Source organism: Mucilaginibacter sp. L196, from assembly GCF_009765905.1.
Taxonomy (GTDB): domain Bacteria; phylum Bacteroidota; class Bacteroidia; order Sphingobacteriales; family Sphingobacteriaceae; genus Mucilaginibacter.
On the sequence record NZ_LMUO01000007.1, the window covers coordinates 42,514 to 67,164 of the forward strand.

A 24,651-nucleotide genomic window follows, 5' to 3' on the forward strand; every position below is an offset into this window, starting at 1 on the left:
AAAAAATGCGGATAAAGCATAAAAGAGTTTTTTTATTTCATTAAAATTCTAATTTTGTTACCCGCTAAAAAACAAGCATTTAATTAACATATTTATATAAACACTGACTAAAAACTAAAATTTTAAAGTAATGGCAAATGTACCGTCAAAACCAACCGCTCCAGTAAAAGAAAGCTCAAGCTCATCGAGCATTTTTGCCACGTTGGCAATTCCAATTTGTTTAATCGTATCAGTACTTGTTTACATTTTTTTCCTTGGTGATGCAAGTCACTTCAAAGGTGGTGATCCAACCAGTGATCCAGCCGACGTATTTGGTATCGTTCACAAAGGTGGTGTATTAGTACCCTTGGTAATGGGATACGTATTAATGGTTATCGTGTTTTCTATCGAGCGTTTTATTGTTATCGGTAAAGCAACAGGTACTAGCAGCATCGAAACTTTTGTTAGAAAAATACAAACGTTCCTTTCTGCAGGTAACATTGATGCAGCTTCTGCAGAGTGCGACAAACAAAAAGGTTCTGTTGCCAATGTAATTAAAGCCGGTTTGAAAAAATACCGTGAAATGGAAACTGATGACACAATGGATATCGGTCAAAAAGCTTTAGCTATCCAAAAAGACATTGAAGAAGCAACTGCTTTGGAAATGCCAATGTTAGAGCAAAACTTAACTATCATCGCTACTTTGGTATCTATTGGTACATTAACAGGTTTGTTAGGTACGGTTGTAGGTATGATCAAGGCCTTCGCCGAGTTAGCAAACAACGGTGGTGGTACCAACACAGGTGCACTATCTGCAGCTATCTCTGAAGCATTGGTTAACACCGCTTTAGGTATCAGTACTTCAGCATTATCAATTGTAATGTACAACGTATTTACATCAAAAATTGATAATCTTACTTACGCAATTGACGAAACAGGATTCAGCATTGTACAAACGTATGCTGCATCACACAAAAAATAAATAAGGTACAGTTTATTTTATATCCCGGCTGTACAATTACTGCCGGGGTATAAGTGAATTATATATTTACTCATTTTAATAAAATAGATTATGCCCAGAGTAAAAGTCGCGAGGAAGAGTACGGCAATTGACATGACGGCAATGTGCGACGTAGCTTTTCTTTTGCTTACCTTTTTTATACTATCAGCAAAACCTAAAACACAAGACCCGGCGCAGATACAAATACCTGCTGCTACCGTAATAGGCCCTATACCCGAAGTTGATTTTTCAACTATCAGCATAGGCCAGGGAAAAGTGTTTTTTAATGTTGAAGGTGATGATGTACGTAAAAAAACATTAGAAATAATGGGAGATAAGTACAAAATAGCCTTCACGCCCGACGAAAAGAACACCTTTGCAGGTGTAGAATCATTTGGTGTGCCAATTAGCCAGCTTAAAACATTTCTGGCTTTGGATCCCAAACAAAGAGGAACAATAGCACAACCTGGTATACCAGTTGATACAACTAATACCAATGAGTTATATGATTGGGTTCACTCTGCACGTTTGGCCGACAAGTACTTGCATGATAAAGATCTGAAAATAGGAATTAAAGGCAACAGCGAGGAAAATTTCCCTACTGTAGCTAAAGTAATTTCTACTTTACAGAAACAAAAAGTCGACAGATTTAATTTGATAACCTCGTTAAAATCGAAATAAGAAATGGCAGAATTAGATACCTCCGGCGGGGGTAAACATAAGGGTGGCAAGGTAAGAACCAAAAAGAAAGCAACACGCGTGGATTTAACAGCGATGGTGGATTTGGCTTTCCTTTTGATCACCTTCTTCATCCTTACTACTACCCTAAACAAGCCGAAAGCTATGGAGTTGATCATGCCTGATAAGGATGATAAAAACACCCAAATGCCTGTTCCGGAATCAAGAACAATGACCCTATTATTGGGTGATAATAATAAATTGGAATGGTTTGTAGGAGAGCCGGGTAAAACCCAACCTGCGGTTATTGGATATGGCAAAGAAGATTTGCGTAAAGTATTGGTTGATCAAAACAACCTTATAAAGCAAAGCCATGGTGGCCAACCAATGATTGTTGTGGTAAAACCAAGTGCTCAAAGTACCTATAAAAATGTTGTTACCGTAATGGATGAACTAAATATAACAGGTATTGAGCAACGTGCAATAGTTGATATTACACCGGTTGAGCTTGCATTGTTAAAAAGGGACAACCTTTATAAATAGCATTATTGATAAATTATTTTTAAAAGCCTGAAAGATGTTAGGATCTAAATTAGATATTTTTAAAAAGGAATGGACCGATGTTATCTTTAAGGGGCGCAATAAAGAATATGGCGCTTACGAATTAAGACAACAGAATTCAAGGAGTACAAACCTTGCCCTAATCATTGGCTCAGCAGTATTTGTATTTATTTTATCTATAAATACAATTGTAAATGCCATTGAGGGATTCATTCCTAAAGCACCGCCGATAGTTAAACTTACCGACGTGAAATTATTACCGCCGCCACCCGTTGATGCGGCCAAGAAACCACCTCCCCCTCCTCCGGAACCACCAAAACCGAAGGTTGACCAGGTTAAGTTCCCTCCTCCAGTTGTAAAACCGGATAATGAGGCTAAAGAACCACCTCCAACAGTTGCCGAACTGAAAACTGCTGACCCTGGTCAGAATAATCAGAAAGGTGATCCGAATGCCGATGTTAACATCGACGGACCAGTTGGAAATTCAGATGCTAAAATTACTGAAGCTGACCCTAACCAGGTGTTTGCCGCGGTTGAACAAGAGCCTGAGTTTAAAAACGGTGGTAACGCAGGGTTTAACGCCTACCTGGCTAAAAATGTAAGGTTTCCCGCTGTTGATAGGGAAAACGGTACATCAGGTAAAGTTATCATCACCTTCGTTGTAGAAAAAGACGGTTCATTAACAGATGTTAAAGTGTTACGTGCACCATCACCTACCATGGGCGATGCAGCGGCATCAGTTGTAAAGTCATCACCAGCCTGGAGACCGGGTAAACAAAACGGTCAAGCGGTTAGGGTGCAGTACACTATTTCGTTTGCTTTCTCATTAGCAGACGCCGATCAATAGAACAATGTCATCAAATTTACATGATAAGCAAAAATCGCTCACAAGGCGGTTTTTGCTCATTTTAGGTGTAGCCACATTAGTGTGTGTTACCATACTTGGCTTAATGATTATGTTTACAGATAAACTTAATCTTAATATGGGTAATACACAGCGAATGACTGTTGGTGGATTACTTGTGGCTTATGGTATTTATAGGTCATTCCGGATTTTTAAAACACAACCAGATGATGAATAAATTAAAAATAGCAAGCTTATGCTTTGTTTTTATATTGGCATTTCAGGCTTGTAAACAAAAGCCCGCAGCTTATACCGATACCATTTCTGAGGGTACCGCGAAATTTGCCGCTGATGAATCATTTGAGCCGATTGTAGAAGAGGAAAACTATATTTTTAAAGCACTTGATCCAAAAGCCCAACCGCAAATTATTTACAAACCCGAAAATGATGTAGTAAATCTTTTATTACAGGACAGTGTTCGGGTTGCCATCATATCGAGGCAACTGGATAGTGATGAATTAAAGGTTTTAAAAACCAGGAGACTGGTGCCTTCAGTTAGCCGTTTTGCAATTGATGCAGTAGCCATAATTGTAAACAAAGCGTCAAATGATACTACAATAACTGTTGCCGATATTAAAAAAATGCTTAACGGGCAAGCAAAATCAGCTATGAATATTGTTTTTGATAACCCAAACTCAAGTTTGGTGCGATATTTGAAAACATTAGCGGGTGTTACCGACTTTAAACTAAAGAATATTTTTGCACTCAAATCAAATAAAGAGGTAATAAAATACGTTAGTACACATCCGGACGCTATTGGCTTTACAGGCTTTAACTGGCTGGATGATCCCGATAAGGATTATGCAGATGCGGTAAACAATATTAAAATTGTAAGTGTTAAGGACGAGGATAATAAAAAATACGGAACGCAATACTACAGGCCTTCGCAGGAAACATTGTCATTAGGACAATATCCGTTAAAAAGAGACTTGTATATTATAAATTGCACGGGCAGACAGGGCTTAGGTAGCGGTTTCGAAATGTTTTTAAATAGCGACCGTGGCCAGCGAATAGTTTTGAGTTCAGGTTTATTACCAAGCGTAATGCCAGGAAGAGAGATCGAAATAAAAAAGAAGTAAACTAACATAATTCTAATATAAATAATTCCAAATGAAAATTACCAGTAAAGTAGCTGTGGCAGCATTAGGATTGGTATGCATAGGTTCTGTAGCTAACGCGCAGAGCCTTGATGATGCTAAGAAAGCGATTAATGCCGAGCAATATTCAAAAGCCAAATCGATACTTAAAAACCTAACGGTTACAGAGCCCACTAAAGATGCGGACTATTTTTACCTGGGCTGGGTTTACCTGCAACAGGACGAAGCCGATTCAGCAAAATTAATCTTTAATAAAGGCCTGGCTGTTAATCCTAAATCTGCTTTAAACTATGCAGGTTTGGGTGCCGTAGCGTTTGTTGATAAAGACAAAGCTACAGCCACCACAAATTTTAACCAGGCTATTGCCTTAGCAACTAAAAAAGATGTTGAACCTTATGTATATGTAGGTAAAGCTTATTTGTTGGTGCCTTCAGTAAATGCGGCTATCGCACCTGCTGATGCTAAAGCAGCTATCGATGTATTGACAAAGGGATTGACAATCAACCCTAAAAATACTGATCTATTATTAGCCAGAGGCAGCGCATACTTATCGCAACTGCAAAACACAGAAGCATCTAACGATTTTGATGCAGCATTGGAGATCGATCCAAAACTGGCATCTGCTGATGTTGCTGAAGGTGTAATATCAAAATTTGCAAATAACTATACTGATGCTGAAGCTAAATTTCAGGCGGCATTAGCTATTGACCCTAACTTTGGGCCGGCTTACCGTGAGTGGGCTGAAACAGACCTGCGTTGGGCTAACAGTGAGGCTAAAATGTCTGCTAAAAAACAAGAAGCAGTTGAGCATTACCAAAAATTCTTGAGCTTAACAGATATGTCTGTTGAGTCACAAATGCGTTATGCCGACTTCTTGATCTCAGCAAAGGATCCTGCTGATTATAAAATATTACAACAATTAGCAACTGATATGTCAAAATCAGCGGGTACAAACCTTCGTATTTACCGCTATTTGGGCTATGCTGCTTATGAGAATAAGGATTATGCCGCAGGATTAGCAGCTTTAAATACATGGTTAACCAAAGCCGATCCAAAGCGTATTATCCCTGCTGATTATTTATACTTAGGCCGTTTGCAAATAGCTACCGGTAAAGATTCATTAGGTGTACAAAATCTTAGAAAAGCATATGACCTTGACTCTACTCAAGCAGATGTTTTCCAGGAGATTGCTAAATCTGATTATACCAACAAAAAGTATTTAGAAGCCGCTAACGCTTATAAAGAATACATTGATAAATCACATAAAGCAACCCTTAATGATTATCTATCAGAAGCGTTAAGTTTCTATAAAGAGTACACTACCGAATATTACAGCAAAGCTGTACCAAAACCGGTAGCTGATACAGCTTTATTAACAAAGTCTGATAGCGCATTTAGCTATATACAACATAAAGCAACTGCACCAGTAGCTATTGTGGCTTTATACCAGGCTAGAGAGCAGGATTTTAAAGAGCCAGACAGAGCATCATCTAAAGGTTTAGCTAAGCCGTTTTATGAGCAATATATTGCTTTAACAACAGCTAAAGGCGTTAAAGATGGTGATAAGCCATTCCTTGCAGAAGCTTATGACTATTTAGGCCGTTATTATGAACTTGCAGCTAAAGATGATGCCAAAGCTACAGAGGCATATACTAATGCATTAGCTAATTCGCCTAGTGATACCGAAGCCTTGGATTACATGAAACGAAAAGGTAAAAAATAAAAAATACTAATAAAAAAGGGCCTCATTTAAATGAGGCCCTTTTTTATTAGTGATCCATTAGTATATTTGCAGCATGGAAGCACAAAGTTTGCCGGTAAATTTTTTGCCGATCATTTTTCAAATGATCGTAGCAGTTGGGTTTGTGGTTGGTACTATGTTTGTAACACACAAAATAGGCCCTAAACGCGCTACAAAAGATAAATTAACCCCGTTTGAATCAGGTATAGAAGTTGTTGGTAATGCCCGTACTCCAATATCAATCAAATACTTCCTGGTAGCTATACTGTTTGTATTGTTTGATGTGGAGGTTATTTTCATGTACCCATGGGCTGTAAACTTTAAAGCATTGGGTGGCAGCGGGATGATAGAAATGTTCATTTTTATGGCTACGCTGTTATTGGGCTTTATCTACATCATCAAAAAAGGTGCGTTAGATTGGGATTAGTTAGCCCTTCCTAAATCCTCCCCGGTAGGGAGGACTTTATTATAATTGATTGATATAAAAGGACTTTTTAAAAAGTATCCCCTACAGGGGGAGATTTAGAGGGGGCTGGTTGTTTAGATTCGTTCTAAATATATTCTATCAATAACATAGTGTATCAAATACAGTATAAAAAATTGTAAATTTGCTTATCCTTTCCGCATTTGGATAGGTTTTTGTATTATATAGTTCATGAGTGATATTCAGTTAGTTGAAGCTCCTCCTGGTGTAGAAGGTGCTGGGTTTTTTGCTACTTCGCTTGATAAAGCAATAGGTTTAGCACGTTCAAACTCGTTATGGCCACTGCCATTTGCCACTTCTTGCTGTGGTATTGAGTTTATGGCCACTATGGCTTCTCATTATGATTTGTCGAGGTTTGGTGCCGAGCGTTTGAGTTTTTCTCCTCGCCAGGCCGACTTGTTAATGGTTATGGGTACCATATCCAAAAAAATGGGTCCTGTCCTTCGTCAGGTTTACCTGCAAATGGCTGAGCCACGTTGGGTAATGGCTGTTGGTGCCTGCGCATCAAGCGGTGGTATATTTGATACCTATTCGGTATTGCAGGGTATTGATGAGATTATCCCGGTTGACGTTTACGTACCCGGCTGCCCGCCACGCCCCGAAGCTATTATTGATGGCTTTATAGGCATCCAGAAATTAGTGCAAACAGAATCGCTGCGCCGTCGTAACACGCCGGAGTATCAGAAATTATTAGCTTCATACGGAATTCAGTAATGGGTAAGATCACTAACGAAGAACTTTTAAAAAAGATCAACGAAAAGTTTGACCAGCAAATAACCGTTGTTGGCGAACCATATGGTTTATTAACCATTGAAACTGGCCGCGAGCAAATAATAGCGCTATTAGAATTTTTGAAAAATGATACTGTACTCCAGTTCATTTATTTAACAGATATAACCGCTGTGCATTATCCCGAAACGGCAAACCCTATCGGTGTAATTTATCATGTGCATAGCCTGGTAAATAATGTGCGTATCCGCATAAAAGTTTTCTTGCCTGCCGAAGATTATCACATCCCTACTGCAACAACAGTATGGCACGGTGCTAACTGGATGGAGCGTGAAACTTATGACTTTTTCGGAGTGATATTCGATGGTCACCCGGATTTACGCAGGATATTAAATGTTGATGACATGACGGTTTTCCCGATGCGCAGAGAATATCCGCTGGAAGATCCTAACCGTGTTGATAAAAAAGATTATTTTTTCGGAAGATAGAAGATGCAGAACCACCCGGTATATACAGATAACGATCCGCAAACCGCGCCCTCAACCCTTAACTTAGGGCCAACGCACCCGGCTACGCATGGTGTTTTTCAAAACGTGCTGCAGTTGGATGGTGAACGGATCATAAGCGGCGTATCAACCATTGGTTATATACACCGTGCTTTTGAAAAAATTGCTGAACACCGCCCTTTTTACCAGATCACTCCATTAACAGATCGTTTAAACTATTGCTCATCACCCATCAATAACATGGGCTGGCACATGACGGTTGAAAAGCTGTTAGGTATCGAAACACCAAAACGTGTTGATTACCTACGTGTAATAGTAATGGAACTGGCCCGTATATCAGATCATATCGTTTGTAACGGTGTATTGGGTGTTGATACCGGCGCTTTCACAGGTTTCCTTTACATGATGGAACACCGTGAGGCTATTTATGAAATTTACGAAGAAGTTTGCGGCTCGCGCCTTACTACCAACATTGGCCGTATAGGTGGTTTCGAGCGTAACTTTAACGCCATAGCTTTTAACAAACTGCGTAAATTCTTAAAGGATTTCCCGCCGGTATTAAGAGAATTTGAGGCATTATTTAACCGTAACCGCATATTTTTTGATCGTACCAAAGGCGTAGCAGAAGTAACTGCTGAAGATGCATTAGCATACAGCTGGAGCGGCCCGCTTTTACGTGCGGCAGGTGTTGATTACGATGTTAGGGCGATGAATCCTTACTCTTCATACGAAGATTTTGATTTTGAAGTGCCTGTAGGCGAGAATGGCGATGTTTATGCACGTTTCCTGGTTCGTAACGAAGAAATGTGGCAAAGCATGCGCATTATTGAGCAGGCTTTAATGAAACTGGAAAAAGAACCAACAGATATATTCCACGCGGATGTGCCTGAGTTCTACTTGCCTCCAAAAGAAGAAGTTTACAATAACATGGAAGCCCTTATTTATCACTTTAAAATAGTGATGGGCGAAATAGATACCCCGAATTCCGAAGTATATCACTCGGTTGAGGGTGCCAATGGCGAATTAGGTTTTTATTTGGTTAATGATGGTGGCAGATCACCATACCGCTTGCATTTCCGCAGGCCAAGTTTTATCAATTACCAGATGTATGCGCCAATGAGCCGTGGTATGTTACTGTCTGACGCGATTATTAACATGAGTAGTTTAAACGTTATAGCCGGAGAATTAGATGCTTAGAGTTGACAATTCAGAAGCGATCCCGGTAGAGTTTTCGCCGGAGCTTGTAGCAAAGTTTGATGATATAGTTAGCCGTTATCCCGAAGGAAAACAGAAATCAGCATTATTGCCGATCCTGCACCTGGTACAAGCCGAATTTGGCTGGGTAAGCGCCCCCGCAATGGATAAGGTTGCCGACTATCTGCATATACAAGATATTGAAGTTTACGAAGTAGCTACTTTTTACAGCATGTACTTTATGCGCCCGCAAGGCAAATATATGCTGGAAGTTTGCCGTACAGGCCCTTGCTGCTTAGTAGGTGCCGAGAAAATAATGGATCATATTGAGCAAAAGTTGGGTGTTAAGGAAGGTGATGTTACGCCCGACGGATTATTCAGCTGGCGCGGAGTGGAATGTTTAGCAGCTTGTGGTTATGGCCCGGTATTGCAAATAAGCCCTGAGTATACTTTTTACGAAAAATTAACCAACGAATCTGTTGATCAATTGATCTCGGATTTAAAGGCAAAAGCTAGTAACTGATATGAATAGCTCAACTTTAATTATAACAGATATTGTATTAGTTTTAGTTGTAGTGTTAATATTTGCCACTGACGAGATAAAAAAACACGGTGCCATTTTGATACCGTTAATAGCAATAGCATGTGCAAGCTGTATTGTAAGGCACATTAGTCATTACAAGCACACAAAGAAATTATATTAAATAGCAATGGCACGTAAATTACTTTTAGAACATATAAACGTACCCGGCATTAACACTTTTGATGTTTATCGCTCAAAGGGAGGTTATGCTGCTGTTGAAAAGGCATTAAAAACCATGTCGTCTGACGATGTGGTGGAAGAGGTTAAAAAATCAGGCTTGCGTGGCCGTGGTGGCGCGGGTTTCCCTACCGGGATGAAATGGAGCTTTTTGGCTAAACCCGAAGGTGTTGCCCGTTACTTGGTTTGTAATGCCGATGAATCAGAACCCGGAACTTTTAAAGATCGTTATTTGATGACCTATCTCCCTCACTTATTAATTGAGGGGATGATTGTTGCCAGTTACGCTTTAGGTGCTAAAACATCATACATCTACGTTCGTGGTGAAATGATGCCGCAGATCCGCATCCTTGAACGTGCCATCGCGGAAGCAAAAAATAAAGGATTTTTAGGAAAAAATATTTTAGGTTCAGGTTACGATCTGGAGTTATATGTACAACCCGGTGGTGGTGCTTATATCTGCGGAGAAGAAACCGCTTTGTTAGAATCATTGGAAGGTAAACGTGGTAACCCGCGCATTAAACCGCCATTCCCGGCTATTGCTGGTTTGTATGGTTGCCCAACAGTGGTAAACAATGTAGAGTCGATTGCGGCAGTAGTGCCGATCATCAATGAAGGCGGCGAAGAGTATGCGAAAGTTGGTATCGGTCGTAGTACAGGTACAAAACTGATCTCTGCCGGTGGTAACGTTAAAAATCCCGGTGTTTACGAAATCGACTTAGGTTTACCGGTTGAAGATTTCTTATACTCCGAAGAATATTGCGGTGGTATTGCCAATGGCAAACGTTTAAAAGCGGTTGTTGCAGGTGGATCATCAGTGCCAATTTTACCTGCTAACCTGTTCATGAAAACTATAACTGGCGAACCACGCCTGATGAGCTACGAATCATTAGCCGAAGGTGGTTTTGTGAGTGGTACCATGATGGGTTCAGGTGGTTTTATCGCTTTTGATGAAGACCAATGCATTGTGCGCAATACCTGGAACTTCGCCCGTTTCTATCACCATGAAAGCTGCGGACAATGTTCGCCATGTCGTGAAGGTACCGGATGGATGGAAAAAGTTTTACACCGCCTGGAATATGGTCACGGTAAAATGAGCGACATAGATCTGTTGGTTGATGTATCTAAGAAAATTGAAGGAAATACAATTTGTCCGCTTGGTGACGCGGCAGCATGGCCGGTGGCCAGCGCGATCCGCCACTTTAGGGATGAGTTTGAGTGGCACGTAACAAACGGCGCTGAAGCGGTTAAAAGGAATTACGGAATAGCGCATTACGCTGATCCGTTGCCAAAGGTGGAAACTGTATAGGCCCCACCCAACCCTCCCCGGAAGGGAGGGCTTAAAGTTTGAGCAAAATGCTTCCAAAGTCTCCCCTTCCGGGGGAGATTTAGAGGGGGCCAATTAATTAAAATAATGAAAGTAACAATAGACGGAATATCCGTTGAAGTAGAAGCAGGAACATCCATCCTTAATGCCGCAAGGATTATTGGGGGTGATATTGTGCCACCTGCAATGTGCTATTATTCTAAGCTGGAAGGCAGTGGTGGTAAATGCCGTACCTGTTTGGTTAAAGTAAGCAAAGGCTCTGAAAAAGATCCTCGCCCTATGCCTAAACTGGTAGCATCTTGCCGTACCACGGTAATGGATGGGATGGAAGTGCAAAATATTACTTCGCCAGAGGTAATTGAAGCACGTAAAGGTATTGTGGAGATGTTATTGATCAACCATCCGCTGGATTGCCCTATTTGCGACCAGGCTGGTGAGTGCGATCTGCAAAACTTAGGTTACGAGCATGGCGCTGTTAAAACCCGGTATGAGTTTGACCGTCGTACATTCGAGAAAATAGACATCGGCGATAAAATACAATTACACATGACGCGCTGCATCCTGTGCTACCGTTGTGTTTTCACTGCTGACCAAATCACCAATCACCGCGAACATGGTATCCTTAACCGTGGCGATCACTCTGAAATATCTACCTACATACAAAAAGCGGTTGATAATGATTTCTCAGGTAACGTGATTGATGTTTGTCCGGTAGGTGCGTTAACTGATAAAACTTTCCGCTTTAAAAATCGTGTTTGGTTTACCAAGCCGGTTGAGGCACACCGCGATTGCAACCACGAAAACTGCAAAGGTAAAGTAACACTTTGGTATAAAGGCGAAGAGGTTTTACGTGTTACCGCACGTAAAGATGTTTATGGCGAAGTAGAAGATTTTATTTGCAACGAATGCCGTTTCGATAAAAAGAAAACAGCTGATTGGGTTATTGAAGGCCCGCGCAAGGTATCAAACCACTCGGTTATCAGCTCAAACCACTACGATACAATGAAGCCACTTCCGGTTGTTAAAAGCAACCCGGTATTAATAGAGGCAAACCAGGAACAATTTGAACGGGAAACACGCTTATAATGGAATTAGGAGATATTATAATAAAATTTATATTGGTAGTGATCATTTTCGCTATCAGCTTGGTTGTAGCCATGTATTCTACCTATGCCGAGCGTAAAATAGCGGCATTTTTTCAGGATAGGATAGGCCCTAACCGTGCGGGTCCATGGGGTTTATTACAACCTTTATGCGATGGTGCTAAAATGTTCCTGAAAGAAGAGATCATCCCAACTAATGCCAGCGCGTTCCTGTTTATTGCGGGTCCTTCATTGGCTATTTTAACAGCTTGTTTAGGTTCGGCTGTTATTCCATGGGGACAAAATATTCAGATCGGTTCACGAGTTGTTGAACTGCAGGTTGCTGACATTAACGTAGGTGTATTATATATATTCGGTGTAGTATCATTAGGCGTTTATGGCGTAATGATAGGAGGCTGGGCATCAAACAACAAATACTCATTACTAGGCGCTATACGTGCTGCATCGCAAAATATCAGTTACGAAATTTCAATGGGTCTTTCTATCATCGCCCTGTTGATGTTAACCGGTACTTTAAGCTTGCGCGAATTGGCTGCACAACAACATGACTGGCACTGGAATGTGTTGCGCCAGCCATTAGGCTTCTTACTGTTCATCGTTTGCGCATTTGCGGAAACCAACCGTACACCATTCGATTTGCCTGAGTGCGAAACCGAGCTGGTAGGTGGCTATCACACAGAATATTCATCCATGAAGTTAGGTTTTTACCTGTTCGCGGAGTATATCAACATGTTTATCTCATCGGCAGTAATGGCTACCTTATATTGGGGTGGTTACAACTACCCGGGTATGGATTGGGTATTGGTTCACACCGGCCCTACAATCGGCCCGTTGATTGGTGTAGCTGTGTTATTTGCTAAGATATTTTTATTCATATTCTTTTTTATGTGGGTACGCTGGACAATCCCGCGTTTTCGCTACGATCAGCTGATGGACCTTGGCTGGAAGGTATTAATACCTTTGGCAATTGCCAACATTGTATTAACCGGTCTTATTAGCAATTATTTATAGATAGAGGGATAATGGAATCATTAAGTAATAAAAGAAAGTTAATTGAATCAAAGCCACTCAATTTTTGGGAGCGGGCTTATTTGCCTGCAATCATCAGCGGCTTATCAATTACCATGAAACACTTTTTCAGGAAACCGGTAACTATCAGCTATCCTGAAGAAAAACGTGAGTTTTCAGAAAATTTCCGTGGCATGCACTCGCTTAAACGCGATGAGAACGGTAAAGAACGTTGCACCGCCTGCGGTTTATGTGCATTATCATGCCCGGCAGAAGCCATTACCATGACGGCCGCTGAGCGCCAGAAAGGTGAAGAGCATTTATATCGCGAAGAGAAATATGCCGCTGTTTATGAGATAAATATGCTGCGTTGCATCTTCTGCGGATTGTGCGAAGAGGCTTGCCCTAAAGAGGCGATCTATTTAGATGGTGATATTGTACCGGCAGATTATCTGCGTAAAGATTTTATATACGGTAAGGACAAATTAGTAGAGGCACCCCTAAATCAATAAAGAAGTTTTATACCTTTGCCCATCCTTTTATGGGCATAAGGTATTTTGTAAATATAAACATGAATACATTTTACTTCATCGCGTTTTTATCCATATTCTTTTCGATATTGGTTATAACTGCCAAAAATCCGGTGCATAGCATACTTTATCTTGTACTTACATTTTTCACTTTCACGGTACATTACATTTTACTTAACGCCCAGTTTTTGGCGGTAGTAAACTTTATTGTATACATGGGCGCCATATTGGTGTTGTTCCTATACACACTGATGTTGATCAACCTGAATAAGGATTCGGAGCCAGTAAAATCAAACATGGTAAAAATTGCCGCTGTTTTAGGCGGAGGTTGTTTACTAGTGGTATTGGTGGGCTGCCTTAAACAAGTGGGCGTTGCCGATCCTGTTTTACTTAAAGATCCCGGATTAGGGCTTGTACAAAATTTAGGTAAAGTATTATTTAACGAGTTTTTATTACCGTTTGAAATATCCTCGCTGTTACTATTATCAGCAATGGTTGGGGCCGTTTTATTAGCTACTAAAGATCCAAAACCAAAATCAGTGTAATGGAAAGTTTAACCAATACCATAAAATCAGTACCGCTTAATCATTACATCCTGCTGTGCTCTATTATATTTTCAATAGGGGTAATGGGTGTGTTATTGCGCCGTAATGCTATCATCATATTTATGTCGATAGAATTAATGCTGAATTCAGTTAACCTGTTGCTTACCGCGTTTTCAGTTTATCATGGCGATGCTAGCGGACAAGTATTCGTATTCTTTGTTATGGCACTTGCCGCCGCCGAAGTCGCGGTAGGTTTGGCTATTATAGTAATGATATATCGTAACACCAACTCTGTTGATACTAACGTATTGAACAGGTTGAAGTGGTAATAGAGCCCCATCCAACCCTCCCCGGAAGGGAGGACTTGACTAAGGCGTGTTTTAAATATTAACAATTAAATAAAAATTCAAGTCTCCCCTGCCGGGGGAGATTTAGTGGGGGCTTATAAAAAATGGATAAATACATCTGGCTTATTCCTGTACTACCCTTAGCCGGTTTTATTATTAATGGCGTTGGCCGTAAAAGCTTATCCGAAAAAGCGATAGGTTTTATCGGTAGCTTTCTGGTATTGGTTTCATTCGGATTAAGTGTTGCCGCTTTTTTACAGGTAAAATCTTCAGGCCAAGCAATCAATGTTCAATTATTCGATTGGATTGATGTTGGCGCATTCCACGTACCATTCGCTTTTGTGGTTGATCAGTTAAGCTCATTAATGTTGCTGATTATTACTGGCGTAGGTTTCCTTATTCATTTATACTCTATTGGCTATATGCATTTAGATGAAGGTTTCGGTAAATTCTTTGCCTACCTTAATCTGTTCGTATTCTTCATGTTATTGCTGGTTTTAGGTTCAAACTATGTAGTAATGTTTATCGGTTGGGAAGGCGTAGGTTTATGCTCATACCTGTTAATCGGTTACTGGTTTACCAACCCAGACTATGCTGATGCTGCTAAGAAAGCATTTATCATGAACCGGATTGGCGATTTAGGTTTCTTATTAGGGATTTACCTGATCTACCAATATTTTGGAAGTTTTGCATTCTCAGATGTATTCCCAAGAGCTGCCGCTGCACATGCAGGTTCAGTACCATTTGTATTGATCACTATATTATTATTTGTAGGTGCAACCGGTAAATCGGCGCAAATACCATTGTTTACCTGGTTACCCGACGCGATGGCCGGCCCAACCCCGGTATCCGCATTGATACATGCTGCAACAATGGTTACCGCAGGTATCTATATGATTGCCCGCTCAAACATCTTGTTTACACTGGCTCCGGATACCATGCACGTTATCGCCATCATTGGTTTGGCTACTGCTATATTCGCCGCGCTGATCGCTTTAACTCAAACTGATATAAAAAAGGTACTGGCGTATTCAACCGTATCACAATTAGGCTATATGTTTTTAGGTTTGGGCGTTGGTGCTTACACAGGCGCTTTCTTCCACGTAATGACACACGCTTTCTTCAAAGCATTATTGTTCCTTGGTGCGGGTTCTGTTATCCACGGTATGAACAACGAGCAGGATATGCGTAAGATGGGCGGTTTAAGAGGCAAATTACCTATTACGTTTATCACTATGCTGATCGGTACGCTTGCTATATCTGGTATACCTCCGTTCGCGGGTTTCTTCTCTAAAGATGAAATTTTAGCTCATACATTTGCGCAAAGCCCTATCATGTACGTGTTAGGTGTTATCGCAGCCATGTTTACCTCATTCTATATGTTCCGTTTGCTTTTCCTTACATTTTATGGAAAGTTCCGCGGTACACATGAGCAGGAGCATCATTTGCATGAATCACCCCCAAGCATGACTATACCGCTAATCGTATTAGCTGTATTATCAGTAATAGGTGGTTTTTTAAACGTACCGGAATCATTAGGGGGGAGTCACTGGTTGGCAAACTACCTTGCACCGATATTTGCGAAATCGGCAGCGATTGTGCCTGTTGTTGAAATGAAAGGCAGCACTGAAATTATTTTGATGTGCGTTTCTGTCGGATCAGCAGTGTTGGCATTCCTTTATGCATTCATCAAATACAGTAAAAATGGCGAAGTGCCTTCACCTGACGGTGAGAACCGCAATTTCCTGGTGAACTTATCATACAATAAGTTTTATGTTGATGAGATCTATGATGCCATCATCCGTAAACCACTGGATGCTCTTTCGGACTTCCTGTACAATGTGATTGATAAGATGGGTATTGATGGATTGGTAAATGGCATTGGCGATTCGCCTGTTGAAGCCAGCAAAGGTTTACGTTTACTGCAAACAGGTAACGTAGGCTTCTACATATTTATGATGGTGGCCGGTATTATTGCCGTGCTAGTATATAGTTTTGTTAAAATATAAACCATAGCGTTTACAATATAAAAATGACGGTTAGTATATTAATTTTTTTACCGATAGTTGCAGCCCTTGCTGTATTGATATTCAAAAATGAAGTTGCAAAACATGTTGCTTTATTTTTCGCAGTTGCCGAATTGGGCGTTGTTGCTTATTTGTTAACTAAATTTGTTCCTGACGCGTCATTACAGTTCGCTGTTGATGTGCCGTGGATACCCAAATTTGGCATTTACTTTACCGCCGGGATAGATGGTATAAGTATGGTACTGGTGTTGCTTACAGCCCTGTTAGTACCCATAATTATACTTACTACTTATCAGCATACCTACCGTAAAGCAGCCGCATTTTATTCGTTGATATTGTTTATGCAAGCCGGTTTACTGGTTGTATTTACAGCGCTTGATGGTTTCTTGTTTTATGTTGGATGGGAAGCGGCATTAATACCAATATACTTTATCTGCGCCTTGTGGGGCGGAGAGAATCGCATAAAGGTTACCCTTAAGTTTTTCATTTATACTTTTGCAGGTTCGCTGTTTATGCTGGTAACTATCATTTACTTGTACATGAAAGCGCCTGAAGGCACTTATGACCTGATGGCATTTTATCGCCTTAGTTTAACTACTTCACAACAATCATGGGTATTCCTGGGCTTCTTTATTGCCTTTGCTATTAAAATTCCAATATTCCCTTTTCATACCTGGCAGCCGGATACCTATACCGAAGCGCCATCAGCTGGTAGCATGCTTTTAGCAGGTATCATGTTAAAAATGGGGTTATATGGTATGATGCGTTGGGCTATACCTAGTGCACCACTTGGCTTTTTTAAATGGGGCAATACAGTAATTATATTGGCTTTAATAGGTGTGGTTTATGGTGCTTTAATTGCCTTTAGACAAAAGAACGGCAAACGCCTGGTAGCCTACTCATCAATAGGGCACGTAGGGCTTATTGCTGTAGGTATATTCACGCTAAGCACCGAAGGTATGCAAGGCGCGTTAATACAAATGCTTAGTCACGGTATAAACGTAGTGGGTTTATTCTTTATATGGGATATCATCAGCAGGCGTTTAAATACTTATGATACCGCGCAACTTGGCGGTATAGCCAAGGTTGCACCTAAATTTGCTACTGCGTTTTTAATAATTGTATTGGGTTCAGCTGCTTTGCCATTAACCAATGGTTTTATCGGTGAGTTCTTATTACTGAATGGAGCGTTCCAGGCGGATATAGTATTAGGCGCAGTTGCAGGCTTAACCATTATTTTTGCAGCGGTATACTTGTTACGCATGTACAAAAATGTTATGCAGGGCGAAACTAATGCGTTAACAGCTACATTTACCGACATAACAGGATCAGAAAAATTAACTTTAGCTATAATTTGTATATTAATTATTGGTATTGGCGTATATCCGGGCCCTATACTGCATCTTTCACAAGCGGCAGTTGACCAGCTTATAACAAATATCCATAGCAAGGCAATGAATATACCACTGGTACAGCACTAAATTTTAGTACAGGAATTATAAAAATTAAAATTTAGAGATCAGAATTAAAAAGACAACATGAATACCTTAATAATCATATCTGTTTTATCTATTGTGCTTTTGTATTTAGGCTTGTTTAAAGCCCAAAAAGCACTGTTGCCAGTTACTGTTATCGGCCTTTTGGTTGCTTTGGGTTTAGCCATATCGCAATGGAATAATGGCGCGCAACCAATTTTTCATGATATGATGTTGTTTGATAATTATTCAATAGCATTTTGTGCCATTACAATTACCACAACCATACTTATCCTGTTATTATCTAAAGGCTACTTTGAAAAAATAAGCAGCCATATAGCAGAATACTATGCGATAATCTTGTTTTCGCTGGCTGGAATTGTGGTAATGGTATCGTACTATAACCTTGTAATGCTTTTCATCGGTATCGAGATCATGTCGGTAAGTTTGTACATATTGGCAGGTATCAAAAAGAATGATTTTGCTTCAAACGAAGCCGCTTTGAAATACTTCCTGATGGGCGCGTTCTCAACCGGGTTTCTATTGTTTGGTATCGCGTTGATCTACGGTTCAACCGGATCGTTCCATTTAGAAGCCATACGCGATTACGTTATCGCTAATCCACGCACTATCGACCCAATGTTTTACGTAGGCATTATGCTGATCATCGTAGGCCTTTGCTTTAAAGTAGGCGCTGCTCCATTCCACTTCTGGACTCCGGATGTTTACGAAGGTTCACCAACACTGATCACCGCATTCATGTCTACAGCAGTTAAAACTGCAGGTTTCGCGGCATTTCTTCGTTTGTTTACTGAGTGCTTTCAGCCGCTTTCATCTTTTTGGATGCCGGCGTTATTGGTTATCACTATCCTGACATTATTTATTGGCAATATAACAGCACTATATCAACAAAGCTTTAAACGCATGATGGCTTTCTCAAGCATATCACATGCTGGTTACTTATTGTTTGCTATTGTGGCTTTAGGTGCAAGTTCTGCCAATGCGGTATTCGTATATGCTACGGCTTATTCAATTGCTTCAATCATCGCGTTCGCGGCGCTGATACTGGTTCGCCAGCAATCAGGCAGCGATAATTTTGATGCATTCAACGGATTGGCTAGAAAGAACCCGTTCCTGGCATTCACATTAACCATTGCTATGCTTTCATTGGCGGGTATACCGTTAACGGCGGGCTTTATTGGTAAGTTCTTTATGTTCTCATCAGCATTGTCACATTACCAAATTTGGTTGGTGATATTAGCTGTGATAAACGCTATAATAAGTATCTTCTACTATTTCAGGGTTATAGTTGCGATGTATTTCCGCAGCGCGGAAACAGAGGAGCTGATCATCCCAACTTATTACAAGTTTGTTTTAGGCCTGTCGGCATTAGTAACTATACTAATTGGTATTTACCCAACATTTATTACCGGACTTATTTAATAATTCAGGTAATAACCATTCAATATAATATTTGTAGATTTACAAATATAGTGAATGGAAAATTTTTGGGAACATCTTCAAAATTTAACCGACGCTCAATCCATTATAAGTAGAGGCGGTTTTTACTTTTTGCTTACCGTTGTGTTTGCTGAAACAGGATTGTTTTTTGGCTTTTTTTTACCAGGAGACTATCTGCTGTTTATGGCTGGCTTGCTTTGTGCCAATGGCATATTCGATGTAAATATCACTACACTCATCTTGTCAATAATTGCTGCAGGCATTTTGGGCAACTTTGCAGGGTATTGGTTTGGTTATCGTACAGGCCCAATTTTGTTCACCAAAAACGATTCTTTGCTGTTTAAAAAGCGATATGTGGTAATGGCGGAGCAATTTTATCTAAAATACGGTGGTATGGCACTAATTTTGGGCAGATTTTTCCCGATAATTAGAACTTTTGCGCCTATCTTTGCAGGTGTTGTTAAAGTTGATATTAAAAAATTCACTTTATACAATATAGTGGGTAGTGTGGCATGGGTAGTAACGCTGTGTTTATCAGGTTATTTCTTAGGCGTAAAGTATCCCGACGTAAAGCATTATGCACAATACATAGTAATTGGCTTTTTTGTACTAACGTCGATCCCATTAATTTTAGCCTTTTTTAAAAGGCAACATGTACAGCATAACAATTAAATAAAAAATATAATATTACTAAATGAGTACTCAACATCCCTGGCACCAGGTTTCTCCCGGCGATAATTTTCCTGAAGTTGTAAATGCGATAATCGAGATCCCGAAAGGATCAAAAGCGAAATATGAGATAGATAAGGAATCTGGTTTGTTAAAACTCGACCGTGTTTTGTTTTCATCAGTAATGTATCCGGCTAACTACGGCTTTATCCCGCAAACTTATTGTGATGATCATGATCCTTTGGATATATTAGTGCTATGTTCTGTTGACGTGTTCCCTATGTCTATCATCGAAGCTAAGGTTATTGGTGTAATGCATATGGTTGACAACGGCGAGCAGGATGATAAGATCATCGCGGTAGCAAAAAATGATATGTCGGTTAATTATATTAACGATTTAAATGAGTTACCGCCTCACGCTACTAAAGAGATAGTTCGTTTCTTCCAGGATTATAAAAGCTTAGAAGGAAAAAATGTAACTATTGAGCATTTATTGGGTATGCGTTATGCCCACAAAGTAATTCAAGAAAGTATGGAGCTTTATAAGTCTACTTTCCCAGTGTATCAACAATAACTAATGGACCCCGCGGAACTCACAATAAATTATTTCTACCTTTTCCTTACCGTTTTTCTGGTAATATTAAACGGCTTTTTTGTAGCCGCAGAATTCGCCATGGTAAGGGTGCGCGGTTCGCAGATAGAAATCAAAGCTAAAACGGGCAGCCGCTTAGCTAAAACCACCCGCGGGATACTGCATAATCTGGATGGATACCTGGCTGCTACGCAGTTGGGTATTACCATCGCTTCGCTGGCTTTGGGCTGGTTTGGGCAATCGGTAGTAACAGCGGTAATGCTGCATTGCTTTTTGTCGATTGGTATTGCTATAACCTCGCCATTAATACTTAATATAAGCCATTTTGTAGCGTTCGCGGTTATCACGGTATTTCATATCACCTTTGGCGAATTGGCGCCCAAATCAATCGCTATACAGCGCTCTACACGTACGGTAATGGCAATTGCCGTTCCGTTAAGGTTGTTTTACGTGGTGTTTAAACCTATCATCTGGTGTTTAAATACTTTCGCCAATTTTATATTAAGACTTATTGGTATTGATGCCGCGCAGGGCGAAACCCACCACAGCTCAGAAGAATTACAATATCTTTTAGAGCAAGGTAAAGAAACAGGCGCGATTGATTCTAACGAACATGAGCTGATACAAAATGTATTTGAGTTTAATGAGCGTGTGGTGAAAAATATCATGGTTCCGCGTACTAAAATATCCGGGGTTGATATTGATACAGAGAAAGATGAGCTACTGGAGATATTAATTACCGAAGGTTATTCCCGCATACCTGTTTATGACGATGTGATCGATAAGATTGTTGGTATTGTACACGCCAAGGATATTTTACCCTTGCTGGCACGTAATGAGCCGATTGTTTTAAAAGATATTATCCGCAAGCCATACTTTATCCCCGAAACTAAAAAGATCAATGATCTGATGGCCGAGTTGCAGCAAAAGCGCATACAGATAGCCATTGTGCTGGATGAATTTGGCGGTACTGCCGGTATGGTTACCCTTGAAGACATTGTTGAGGAACTGGTAGGCGAGATACAAGACGAGTACGATGAGGAAAAACCTATTGTAGAACGTGTAAACGACCGTGAATTTATCGTAAATGCCCTTGCCCCAATATATGATGTAAACAGCCACCTGCCGCATGATTTACCTGAAGACGGTGATTATGATACGGTTTCGGGTTGGTTAGGTGATATTTTTGGTAAGATACCTGATGTAGGCGAGCAAAAGGAATCAAACGGTTATAACATTACCGTACTAAAAAAATCCGATCAGAATATTGAATCAGTAAAACTTGAACTACTGATAAATGAGGAAGATGCTGTAGATTTGCATTAATATGCATCTTTTTTACACTCCCGACATACAGCCAACGCATCCCCAATATTTTCTGAGCGAAGAAGAAAGTAAGCATGCCATACGTGTGCTGCGATTAAATGTGGGCGATGAGGTACAACTGATAGATGGTGGTGGTGGTTTGTATGCTGCTGAGATTAAGGATGCGCATCCTAAGCGCACCATCCTGCAAATAAACTCGGTAAAACTGGAGTTTAATAAACGCAATCATTATTTGCATATCGCCATCGCCCCAACAAAAAATATTGAGCGTTTGGAGTGGTTTTTAGAAAAAGCTACCGAAATAGGTGTTGATGAAATATCGCTCATCATCTGCCAGCGATCAGAGCGTAAAGAAGCTAAAACCGATAGGCTTAATAAAATTATCACCGCCGCTATAAAGCAATCCATCAAAGCATATCATCCTATTTTAAATGAACCGAAGCCTTTGACTAAATTATTGACGCGTGAGTTTGACGGTCAGAAATTTATAGCACATTGCGAGATAGGAGATAAGATAAAGCTGAAAGAAGCCATCATCCCCGGAGGGAAATATTTAATTTTAATAGGCCCCGAGGGTGATTTTACACCAAAAGAGATAGAAGATGCGTTAAGTAATAGTTTTAAAGCCATAACTTTAGGGGAGAGCCGCCTGCGTACAGAAACCGCGGCGCTGGAAGCTTGCTTCGAAGCGAATTTTTTAAATCGATAATGATGAGAAAAGGCATTTATACAGTAACCGTTTTGTTGACACTGCTTTTAATGAGCAGTTTTAGCGAGCCTACCTATAAAATGGCCAAACTGAAATACAATGGCGGCGGCGATTGGTATGGCGACCGCACAGCCCTGCCCAACCTGGCTAAATTTTGCAACGATAACCTAAAAACCAATTTCCAGATACAGGATGAAACGGTAGAGGTCGGCAGCGCAGAGATATTCAACTACCCCTTTGTTTTTATGACAGGGCATGGTAATGTGATCTTCTCCGATCAGGAGGCGAAAAACCTGCGGGCTTATTTAACTGGTGGCGGTTTCTTGCACATCTGCGATAATTACGGGCTCGACCAGTTCATCCGCCCGCAAATGAAAAAGGTTTTTCCCGAACTGGATTTTGTGGAGTTACCGCTTAACTATCCCATCTACCATCAAAAATATGATTTTCCCAATGGCTTGCCCAAAGTGCACGAGCATGACGGCAAAAGGGCACAAGGTTTCGGCCTGATATATAAGGGGCGACTAGTTTGTTTTTACGATTACCAATGCGATTTAGGCAATGGCTGGGAGGATTATGGAACCTACGCCGGCGACAGCCAGGAAACGCGCTTAAAAGCACTTAAAATGGGTGCTAATCTGATCCAATACATATTCACAAACCGCTAATCCGCGACCATTGGTTTAAATGATTCAATGTTGTTTTATATAAAAACCAAGAACAAAGCGTCATTGCGAGGAACGAAGCAATCTCTACATAGGCAGGTCGGGCTTGCAGGTTTCTCTGTATAGTATAGAGATTGCTTCGTTCCTCGCAATGACGATAGTTTTATTATTTTTTTAACAGCTTCCACGATCGTTGATTTAAATGATTAACGGATTTCGTTGATGATTGATGAAAGAATTATAAATTAGCAAGACCAATCAACGCAATCAATAAATCATTTAAATCAGCGGTCAATGATAAAGGTAAAAGTTAACGATAAATACAATTTCGAGATTGATAAAAATAACGATGAATTATTGATCAACGGCGAAGTTGTTAATGCTGATGTGAAGCAATTAAATGCCTCTGCTTATCATATTATTGATCGCTTAAAATCATATAATGCCGAGGTGGTTAGTTTTAACGCTGCTGATAAAACCGCGGAAATAAAGGTTAACAATAATGTGTACACGGTATCGGTAAAAGATCAGTTTGATGTATTGCTGGATAAGTTGGGATTAAATAACCTTAACAGCGCAAAAGTTAGTGAGGTAAAGGCCCCAATGCCGGGGCTGGTGCTAAAAGTGTTTGTTACCGAAGGTAGCGAAGTACTTAAAGGTGATAACCTGTTTATTTTAGAAGCCATGAAAATGGAGAACATTATAAAAGCCACTGCCGATGTTGCTGTTAAAACGGTAAAGATTAAACCAGGCGATAAGGTTGAAAAAGGGCAGGTGTTGTTGTTGTTTAAATAATTAGCCAGCCTATAAATATTTCTTGTCATTGCGGGGTACGAAGCAATCGCGAACTTTGCAAGACCGCCTTTTTACGTGCGATTACTTCGTTACAGCAATGACAAATCGGATCAGTCATACCATCCATCACTTAAATCTTTCCTATTTAGCTTATGGTCGGTGTTTTCACCACACCATAGTTTGATTCTAATAGCTAAACCACCGCCTAAGGTGGTAGGTTAGGGGTGGAGGCTACGCCAGAAACCGCTATTCAGTGTTTGGGTAAGTCCTAATCTGTTTTTGCGATATTATCCAGGTGATAGATAAAGCCCCCACCTTTGGTGGGGGGTGTTTACTCCGTAGTGGTGCGGTGTTTTCACCATAGGTGTTCGGAAGATTATTCAGGGGAGATTTTAAGATAGGTATTTACCTTATGTGGGTCACCACCGCATAGTACAAC

General features: G+C 40.4%; 27 protein-coding genes. All 27 read left to right on the forward strand.

Annotated features, from left to right (window positions below; translation table 11 throughout):
• The first annotated feature begins 130 nt into the window (after positions 1-130).
• The 27 genes from GSQ74_RS03195 to GSQ74_RS03325 all read left to right on the forward strand — a co-directional run bounded on the left by GSQ74_RS03195 (position 131) and on the right by GSQ74_RS03325 (position 24,212).
• The gene (locus GSQ74_RS03195; protein WP_158990000.1) at positions 131-961 is read left to right on the forward strand and encodes a MotA/TolQ/ExbB proton channel family protein; all 831 of its coding nucleotides are present in this window, start codon (positions 131-133) and stop codon (positions 959-961) included.
• 90 nt (positions 962-1,051) lie between these two features.
• Entirely contained in the window at positions 1,052-1,660 is a 609-nt protein-coding gene (locus GSQ74_RS03200) for a biopolymer transporter ExbD (RefSeq protein ID WP_158990002.1), read from the forward strand.
• A 3-nt stretch (positions 1,661-1,663) separates the two neighbouring features.
• On the forward strand, positions 1,664-2,200 hold the full coding sequence (locus GSQ74_RS03205; RefSeq protein WP_158990004.1) for a biopolymer transporter ExbD: 537 nt from the start codon (positions 1,664-1,666) through the stop codon (positions 2,198-2,200).
• Between the two features lie 34 nt (positions 2,201-2,234).
• Positions 2,235-3,065 carry an energy transducer TonB gene (locus GSQ74_RS03210; protein ID WP_158990006.1) on the forward strand — a complete coding sequence of 277 codons (831 nt, stop codon included), beginning with the start codon at positions 2,235-2,237 and terminating at the stop codon, positions 3,063-3,065.
• Positions 3,066-3,069: 4 nt separating this feature from the next.
• The gene (locus tag GSQ74_RS03215) at positions 3,070-3,300 is read left to right on the forward strand and encodes a hypothetical protein (protein ID WP_158990008.1); all 231 of its coding nucleotides are present in this window, start codon (positions 3,070-3,072) and stop codon (positions 3,298-3,300) included.
• Positions 3,290-4,201, forward strand: a complete 912-nt coding sequence (locus GSQ74_RS03220; RefSeq protein ID WP_158990010.1) for a PstS family phosphate ABC transporter substrate-binding protein — start codon at positions 3,290-3,292, stop codon at positions 4,199-4,201. The genes GSQ74_RS03215 and GSQ74_RS03220 overlap by 11 nt, the downstream gene beginning before the upstream one ends.
• Positions 4,202-4,232: 31 nt before the next feature.
• On the forward strand, positions 4,233-5,942 hold the full coding sequence (locus GSQ74_RS03225) for a lipopolysaccharide assembly protein LapB (RefSeq protein WP_158990012.1): 1,710 nt from the start codon (positions 4,233-4,235) through the stop codon (positions 5,940-5,942).
• A gap of 73 nt (positions 5,943-6,015) precedes the next feature.
• Positions 6,016-6,387, forward strand: coding sequence for an NADH-quinone oxidoreductase subunit A (locus GSQ74_RS03230; protein WP_158990014.1), 372 nt, complete (start codon positions 6,016-6,018; stop codon positions 6,385-6,387).
• 228 nt (positions 6,388-6,615) lie between these two features.
• Positions 6,616-7,158, forward strand: coding sequence for an NADH-quinone oxidoreductase subunit B (locus tag GSQ74_RS03235; RefSeq protein WP_158990016.1), 543 nt, complete (start codon positions 6,616-6,618; stop codon positions 7,156-7,158).
• Positions 7,158-7,661 carry an NADH-quinone oxidoreductase subunit C gene (locus GSQ74_RS03240; protein WP_158990018.1) on the forward strand — a complete coding sequence of 168 codons (504 nt, stop codon included), beginning with the start codon at positions 7,158-7,160 and terminating at the stop codon, positions 7,659-7,661. The genes GSQ74_RS03235 and GSQ74_RS03240 overlap by 1 nt, the downstream gene beginning before the upstream one ends.
• Before the next feature lie 3 nt (positions 7,662-7,664).
• Complete coding sequence (locus tag GSQ74_RS03245; RefSeq protein ID WP_158990020.1) at positions 7,665-8,876, forward strand: NADH-quinone oxidoreductase subunit D; 1,212 nt, start codon at positions 7,665-7,667, stop codon at positions 8,874-8,876.
• A complete protein-coding gene (gene nuoE / locus GSQ74_RS03250) occupies positions 8,869-9,396 on the forward strand; it encodes an NAD(P)H-dependent oxidoreductase subunit E (protein ID WP_158990022.1) in 528 nt (175 codons plus the stop codon). Before GSQ74_RS03245 ends, nuoE begins: the two co-directional genes overlap by 8 nt.
• 187 nt (positions 9,397-9,583) lie before the next feature.
• Entirely contained in the window at positions 9,584-10,942 is a 1,359-nt protein-coding gene (gene nuoF / locus GSQ74_RS03255) for an NADH-quinone oxidoreductase subunit NuoF (protein WP_158990024.1), read from the forward strand.
• 105 nt (positions 10,943-11,047) lie between these two features.
• Positions 11,048-12,046 (forward strand): 2Fe-2S iron-sulfur cluster-binding protein, encoded by a 999-nt coding sequence (locus GSQ74_RS03260; RefSeq protein WP_158990026.1) that lies wholly within the window; start codon positions 11,048-11,050, stop codon positions 12,044-12,046.
• Positions 12,046-13,074, forward strand: coding sequence for an NADH-quinone oxidoreductase subunit NuoH (gene nuoH, locus GSQ74_RS03265; RefSeq protein ID WP_158990028.1), 1,029 nt, complete (start codon positions 12,046-12,048; stop codon positions 13,072-13,074). Before GSQ74_RS03260 ends, nuoH begins: the two co-directional genes overlap by 1 nt.
• 11 nt (positions 13,075-13,085) lie before the next feature.
• Complete coding sequence (locus tag GSQ74_RS03270; protein WP_158990030.1) at positions 13,086-13,583, forward strand: NADH-quinone oxidoreductase subunit I; 498 nt, start codon at positions 13,086-13,088, stop codon at positions 13,581-13,583.
• Positions 13,584-13,642: 59 nt separating this feature from the next.
• Positions 13,643-14,146, forward strand: coding sequence for an NADH-quinone oxidoreductase subunit J (locus GSQ74_RS03275; protein ID WP_158990032.1), 504 nt, complete (start codon positions 13,643-13,645; stop codon positions 14,144-14,146).
• Positions 14,146-14,475 (forward strand): NADH-quinone oxidoreductase subunit NuoK, encoded by a 330-nt coding sequence (nuoK, locus tag GSQ74_RS03280; RefSeq protein ID WP_158990034.1) that lies wholly within the window; start codon positions 14,146-14,148, stop codon positions 14,473-14,475. Before GSQ74_RS03275 ends, nuoK begins: the two co-directional genes overlap by 1 nt.
• 122 nt (positions 14,476-14,597) lie before the next feature.
• Positions 14,598-16,502 (forward strand): NADH-quinone oxidoreductase subunit L, encoded by a 1,905-nt coding sequence (gene nuoL, locus GSQ74_RS03285; RefSeq protein WP_158990036.1) that lies wholly within the window; start codon positions 14,598-14,600, stop codon positions 16,500-16,502.
• A 23-nt stretch (positions 16,503-16,525) separates the two neighbouring features.
• Positions 16,526-18,001 carry a NuoM family protein gene (locus GSQ74_RS03290; protein ID WP_158990038.1) on the forward strand — a complete coding sequence of 492 codons (1,476 nt, stop codon included), beginning with the start codon at positions 16,526-16,528 and terminating at the stop codon, positions 17,999-18,001.
• A 57-nt stretch (positions 18,002-18,058) separates the two neighbouring features.
• Complete coding sequence (locus GSQ74_RS03295; protein WP_158990040.1) at positions 18,059-19,438, forward strand: NADH-quinone oxidoreductase subunit N; 1,380 nt, start codon at positions 18,059-18,061, stop codon at positions 19,436-19,438.
• Positions 19,439-19,492: 54 nt separating this feature from the next.
• The gene (locus GSQ74_RS03300; RefSeq protein ID WP_158990042.1) at positions 19,493-20,128 is read left to right on the forward strand and encodes a DedA family protein; all 636 of its coding nucleotides are present in this window, start codon (positions 19,493-19,495) and stop codon (positions 20,126-20,128) included.
• A 22-nt stretch (positions 20,129-20,150) separates the two neighbouring features.
• On the forward strand, positions 20,151-20,699 hold the full coding sequence (locus tag GSQ74_RS03305) for an inorganic diphosphatase (protein WP_158990044.1): 549 nt from the start codon (positions 20,151-20,153) through the stop codon (positions 20,697-20,699).
• A gap of 3 nt (positions 20,700-20,702) precedes the next feature.
• Entirely contained in the window at positions 20,703-22,043 is a 1,341-nt protein-coding gene (locus GSQ74_RS03310; RefSeq protein ID WP_158990046.1) for a hemolysin family protein, read from the forward strand.
• A gap of 1 nt (position 22,044) precedes the next feature.
• On the forward strand, positions 22,045-22,752 hold the full coding sequence (locus GSQ74_RS03315; protein WP_158990048.1) for a 16S rRNA (uracil(1498)-N(3))-methyltransferase: 708 nt from the start codon (positions 22,045-22,047) through the stop codon (positions 22,750-22,752).
• Between the two features lie 2 nt (positions 22,753-22,754).
• Positions 22,755-23,420, forward strand: coding sequence for a DUF4159 domain-containing protein (locus GSQ74_RS03320; RefSeq protein ID WP_158990058.1), 666 nt, complete (start codon positions 22,755-22,757; stop codon positions 23,418-23,420).
• A gap of 291 nt (positions 23,421-23,711) precedes the next feature.
• Positions 23,712-24,212, forward strand: a complete 501-nt coding sequence (locus GSQ74_RS03325; protein ID WP_158990050.1) for a biotin/lipoyl-containing protein — start codon at positions 23,712-23,714, stop codon at positions 24,210-24,212.
• Positions 24,213-24,651 lie beyond the last annotated feature (439 nt).

Bases quoted from the DNA above. Each gene is read 5' to 3' on its own strand.
- GSQ74_RS03225 (WP_158990012.1), top strand. From the start codon at position 4,233: ATGAAAATTACCAGTAAAGTAGCTGTGGCAGCATTAGGATTGGTATGC.
- nuoK (WP_158990034.1), top strand. From the start codon at position 14,146: ATGGAAAGTTTAACCAATACCATAAAATCAGTACCGCTTAATCATTAC.
- nuoL (WP_158990036.1), top strand. From the start codon at position 14,598: ATGGATAAATACATCTGGCTTATTCCTGTACTACCCTTAGCCGGTTTT.
- GSQ74_RS03300 (WP_158990042.1), top strand. From the start codon at position 19,493: ATGGAAAATTTTTGGGAACATCTTCAAAATTTAACCGACGCTCAATCC.
- GSQ74_RS03310 (WP_158990046.1), top strand. From the start codon at position 20,703: ATGGACCCCGCGGAACTCACAATAAATTATTTCTACCTTTTCCTTACC.
- GSQ74_RS03320 (WP_158990058.1), top strand. From the start codon at position 22,755: ATGAGAAAAGGCATTTATACAGTAACCGTTTTGTTGACACTGCTTTTA.
- GSQ74_RS03220 (WP_158990010.1), top strand. From the start codon at position 3,290: ATGATGAATAAATTAAAAATAGCAAGCTTATGCTTTGTTTTTATATTG.
- GSQ74_RS03235 (WP_158990016.1), top strand. From the start codon at position 6,616: ATGAGTGATATTCAGTTAGTTGAAGCTCCTCCTGGTGTAGAAGGTGCT.
- GSQ74_RS03195 (WP_158990000.1), top strand. From the start codon at position 131: ATGGCAAATGTACCGTCAAAACCAACCGCTCCAGTAAAAGAAAGCTCA.
- GSQ74_RS03275 (WP_158990032.1), top strand. From the start codon at position 13,643: ATGAATACATTTTACTTCATCGCGTTTTTATCCATATTCTTTTCGATA.
- GSQ74_RS03325 (WP_158990050.1), top strand. From the start codon at position 23,712: ATGATAAAGGTAAAAGTTAACGATAAATACAATTTCGAGATTGATAAA.
- GSQ74_RS03245 (WP_158990020.1), top strand. From the start codon at position 7,665: ATGCAGAACCACCCGGTATATACAGATAACGATCCGCAAACCGCGCCC.
- GSQ74_RS03240 (WP_158990018.1), top strand. From the start codon at position 7,158: ATGGGTAAGATCACTAACGAAGAACTTTTAAAAAAGATCAACGAAAAG.
- GSQ74_RS03200 (WP_158990002.1), top strand. From the start codon at position 1,052: ATGCCCAGAGTAAAAGTCGCGAGGAAGAGTACGGCAATTGACATGACG.
- GSQ74_RS03315 (WP_158990048.1), top strand. From the start codon at position 22,045: ATGCATCTTTTTTACACTCCCGACATACAGCCAACGCATCCCCAATAT.
- GSQ74_RS03305 (WP_158990044.1), top strand. From the start codon at position 20,151: ATGAGTACTCAACATCCCTGGCACCAGGTTTCTCCCGGCGATAATTTT.
- nuoH (WP_158990028.1), top strand. From the start codon at position 12,046: ATGGAATTAGGAGATATTATAATAAAATTTATATTGGTAGTGATCATT.
- GSQ74_RS03230 (WP_158990014.1), top strand. From the start codon at position 6,016: ATGGAAGCACAAAGTTTGCCGGTAAATTTTTTGCCGATCATTTTTCAA.
- GSQ74_RS03295 (WP_158990040.1), top strand. From the start codon at position 18,059: ATGAATACCTTAATAATCATATCTGTTTTATCTATTGTGCTTTTGTAT.
- GSQ74_RS03290 (WP_158990038.1), top strand. From the start codon at position 16,526: ATGACGGTTAGTATATTAATTTTTTTACCGATAGTTGCAGCCCTTGCT.
- nuoF (WP_158990024.1), top strand. From the start codon at position 9,584: ATGGCACGTAAATTACTTTTAGAACATATAAACGTACCCGGCATTAAC.
- GSQ74_RS03215 (WP_158990008.1), top strand. From the start codon at position 3,070: ATGTCATCAAATTTACATGATAAGCAAAAATCGCTCACAAGGCGGTTT.
- GSQ74_RS03260 (WP_158990026.1), top strand. From the start codon at position 11,048: ATGAAAGTAACAATAGACGGAATATCCGTTGAAGTAGAAGCAGGAACA.
- GSQ74_RS03270 (WP_158990030.1), top strand. From the start codon at position 13,086: ATGGAATCATTAAGTAATAAAAGAAAGTTAATTGAATCAAAGCCACTC.
- nuoE (WP_158990022.1), top strand. From the start codon at position 8,869: ATGCTTAGAGTTGACAATTCAGAAGCGATCCCGGTAGAGTTTTCGCCG.
- GSQ74_RS03205 (WP_158990004.1), top strand. From the start codon at position 1,664: ATGGCAGAATTAGATACCTCCGGCGGGGGTAAACATAAGGGTGGCAAG.
- GSQ74_RS03210 (WP_158990006.1), top strand. From the start codon at position 2,235: ATGTTAGGATCTAAATTAGATATTTTTAAAAAGGAATGGACCGATGTT.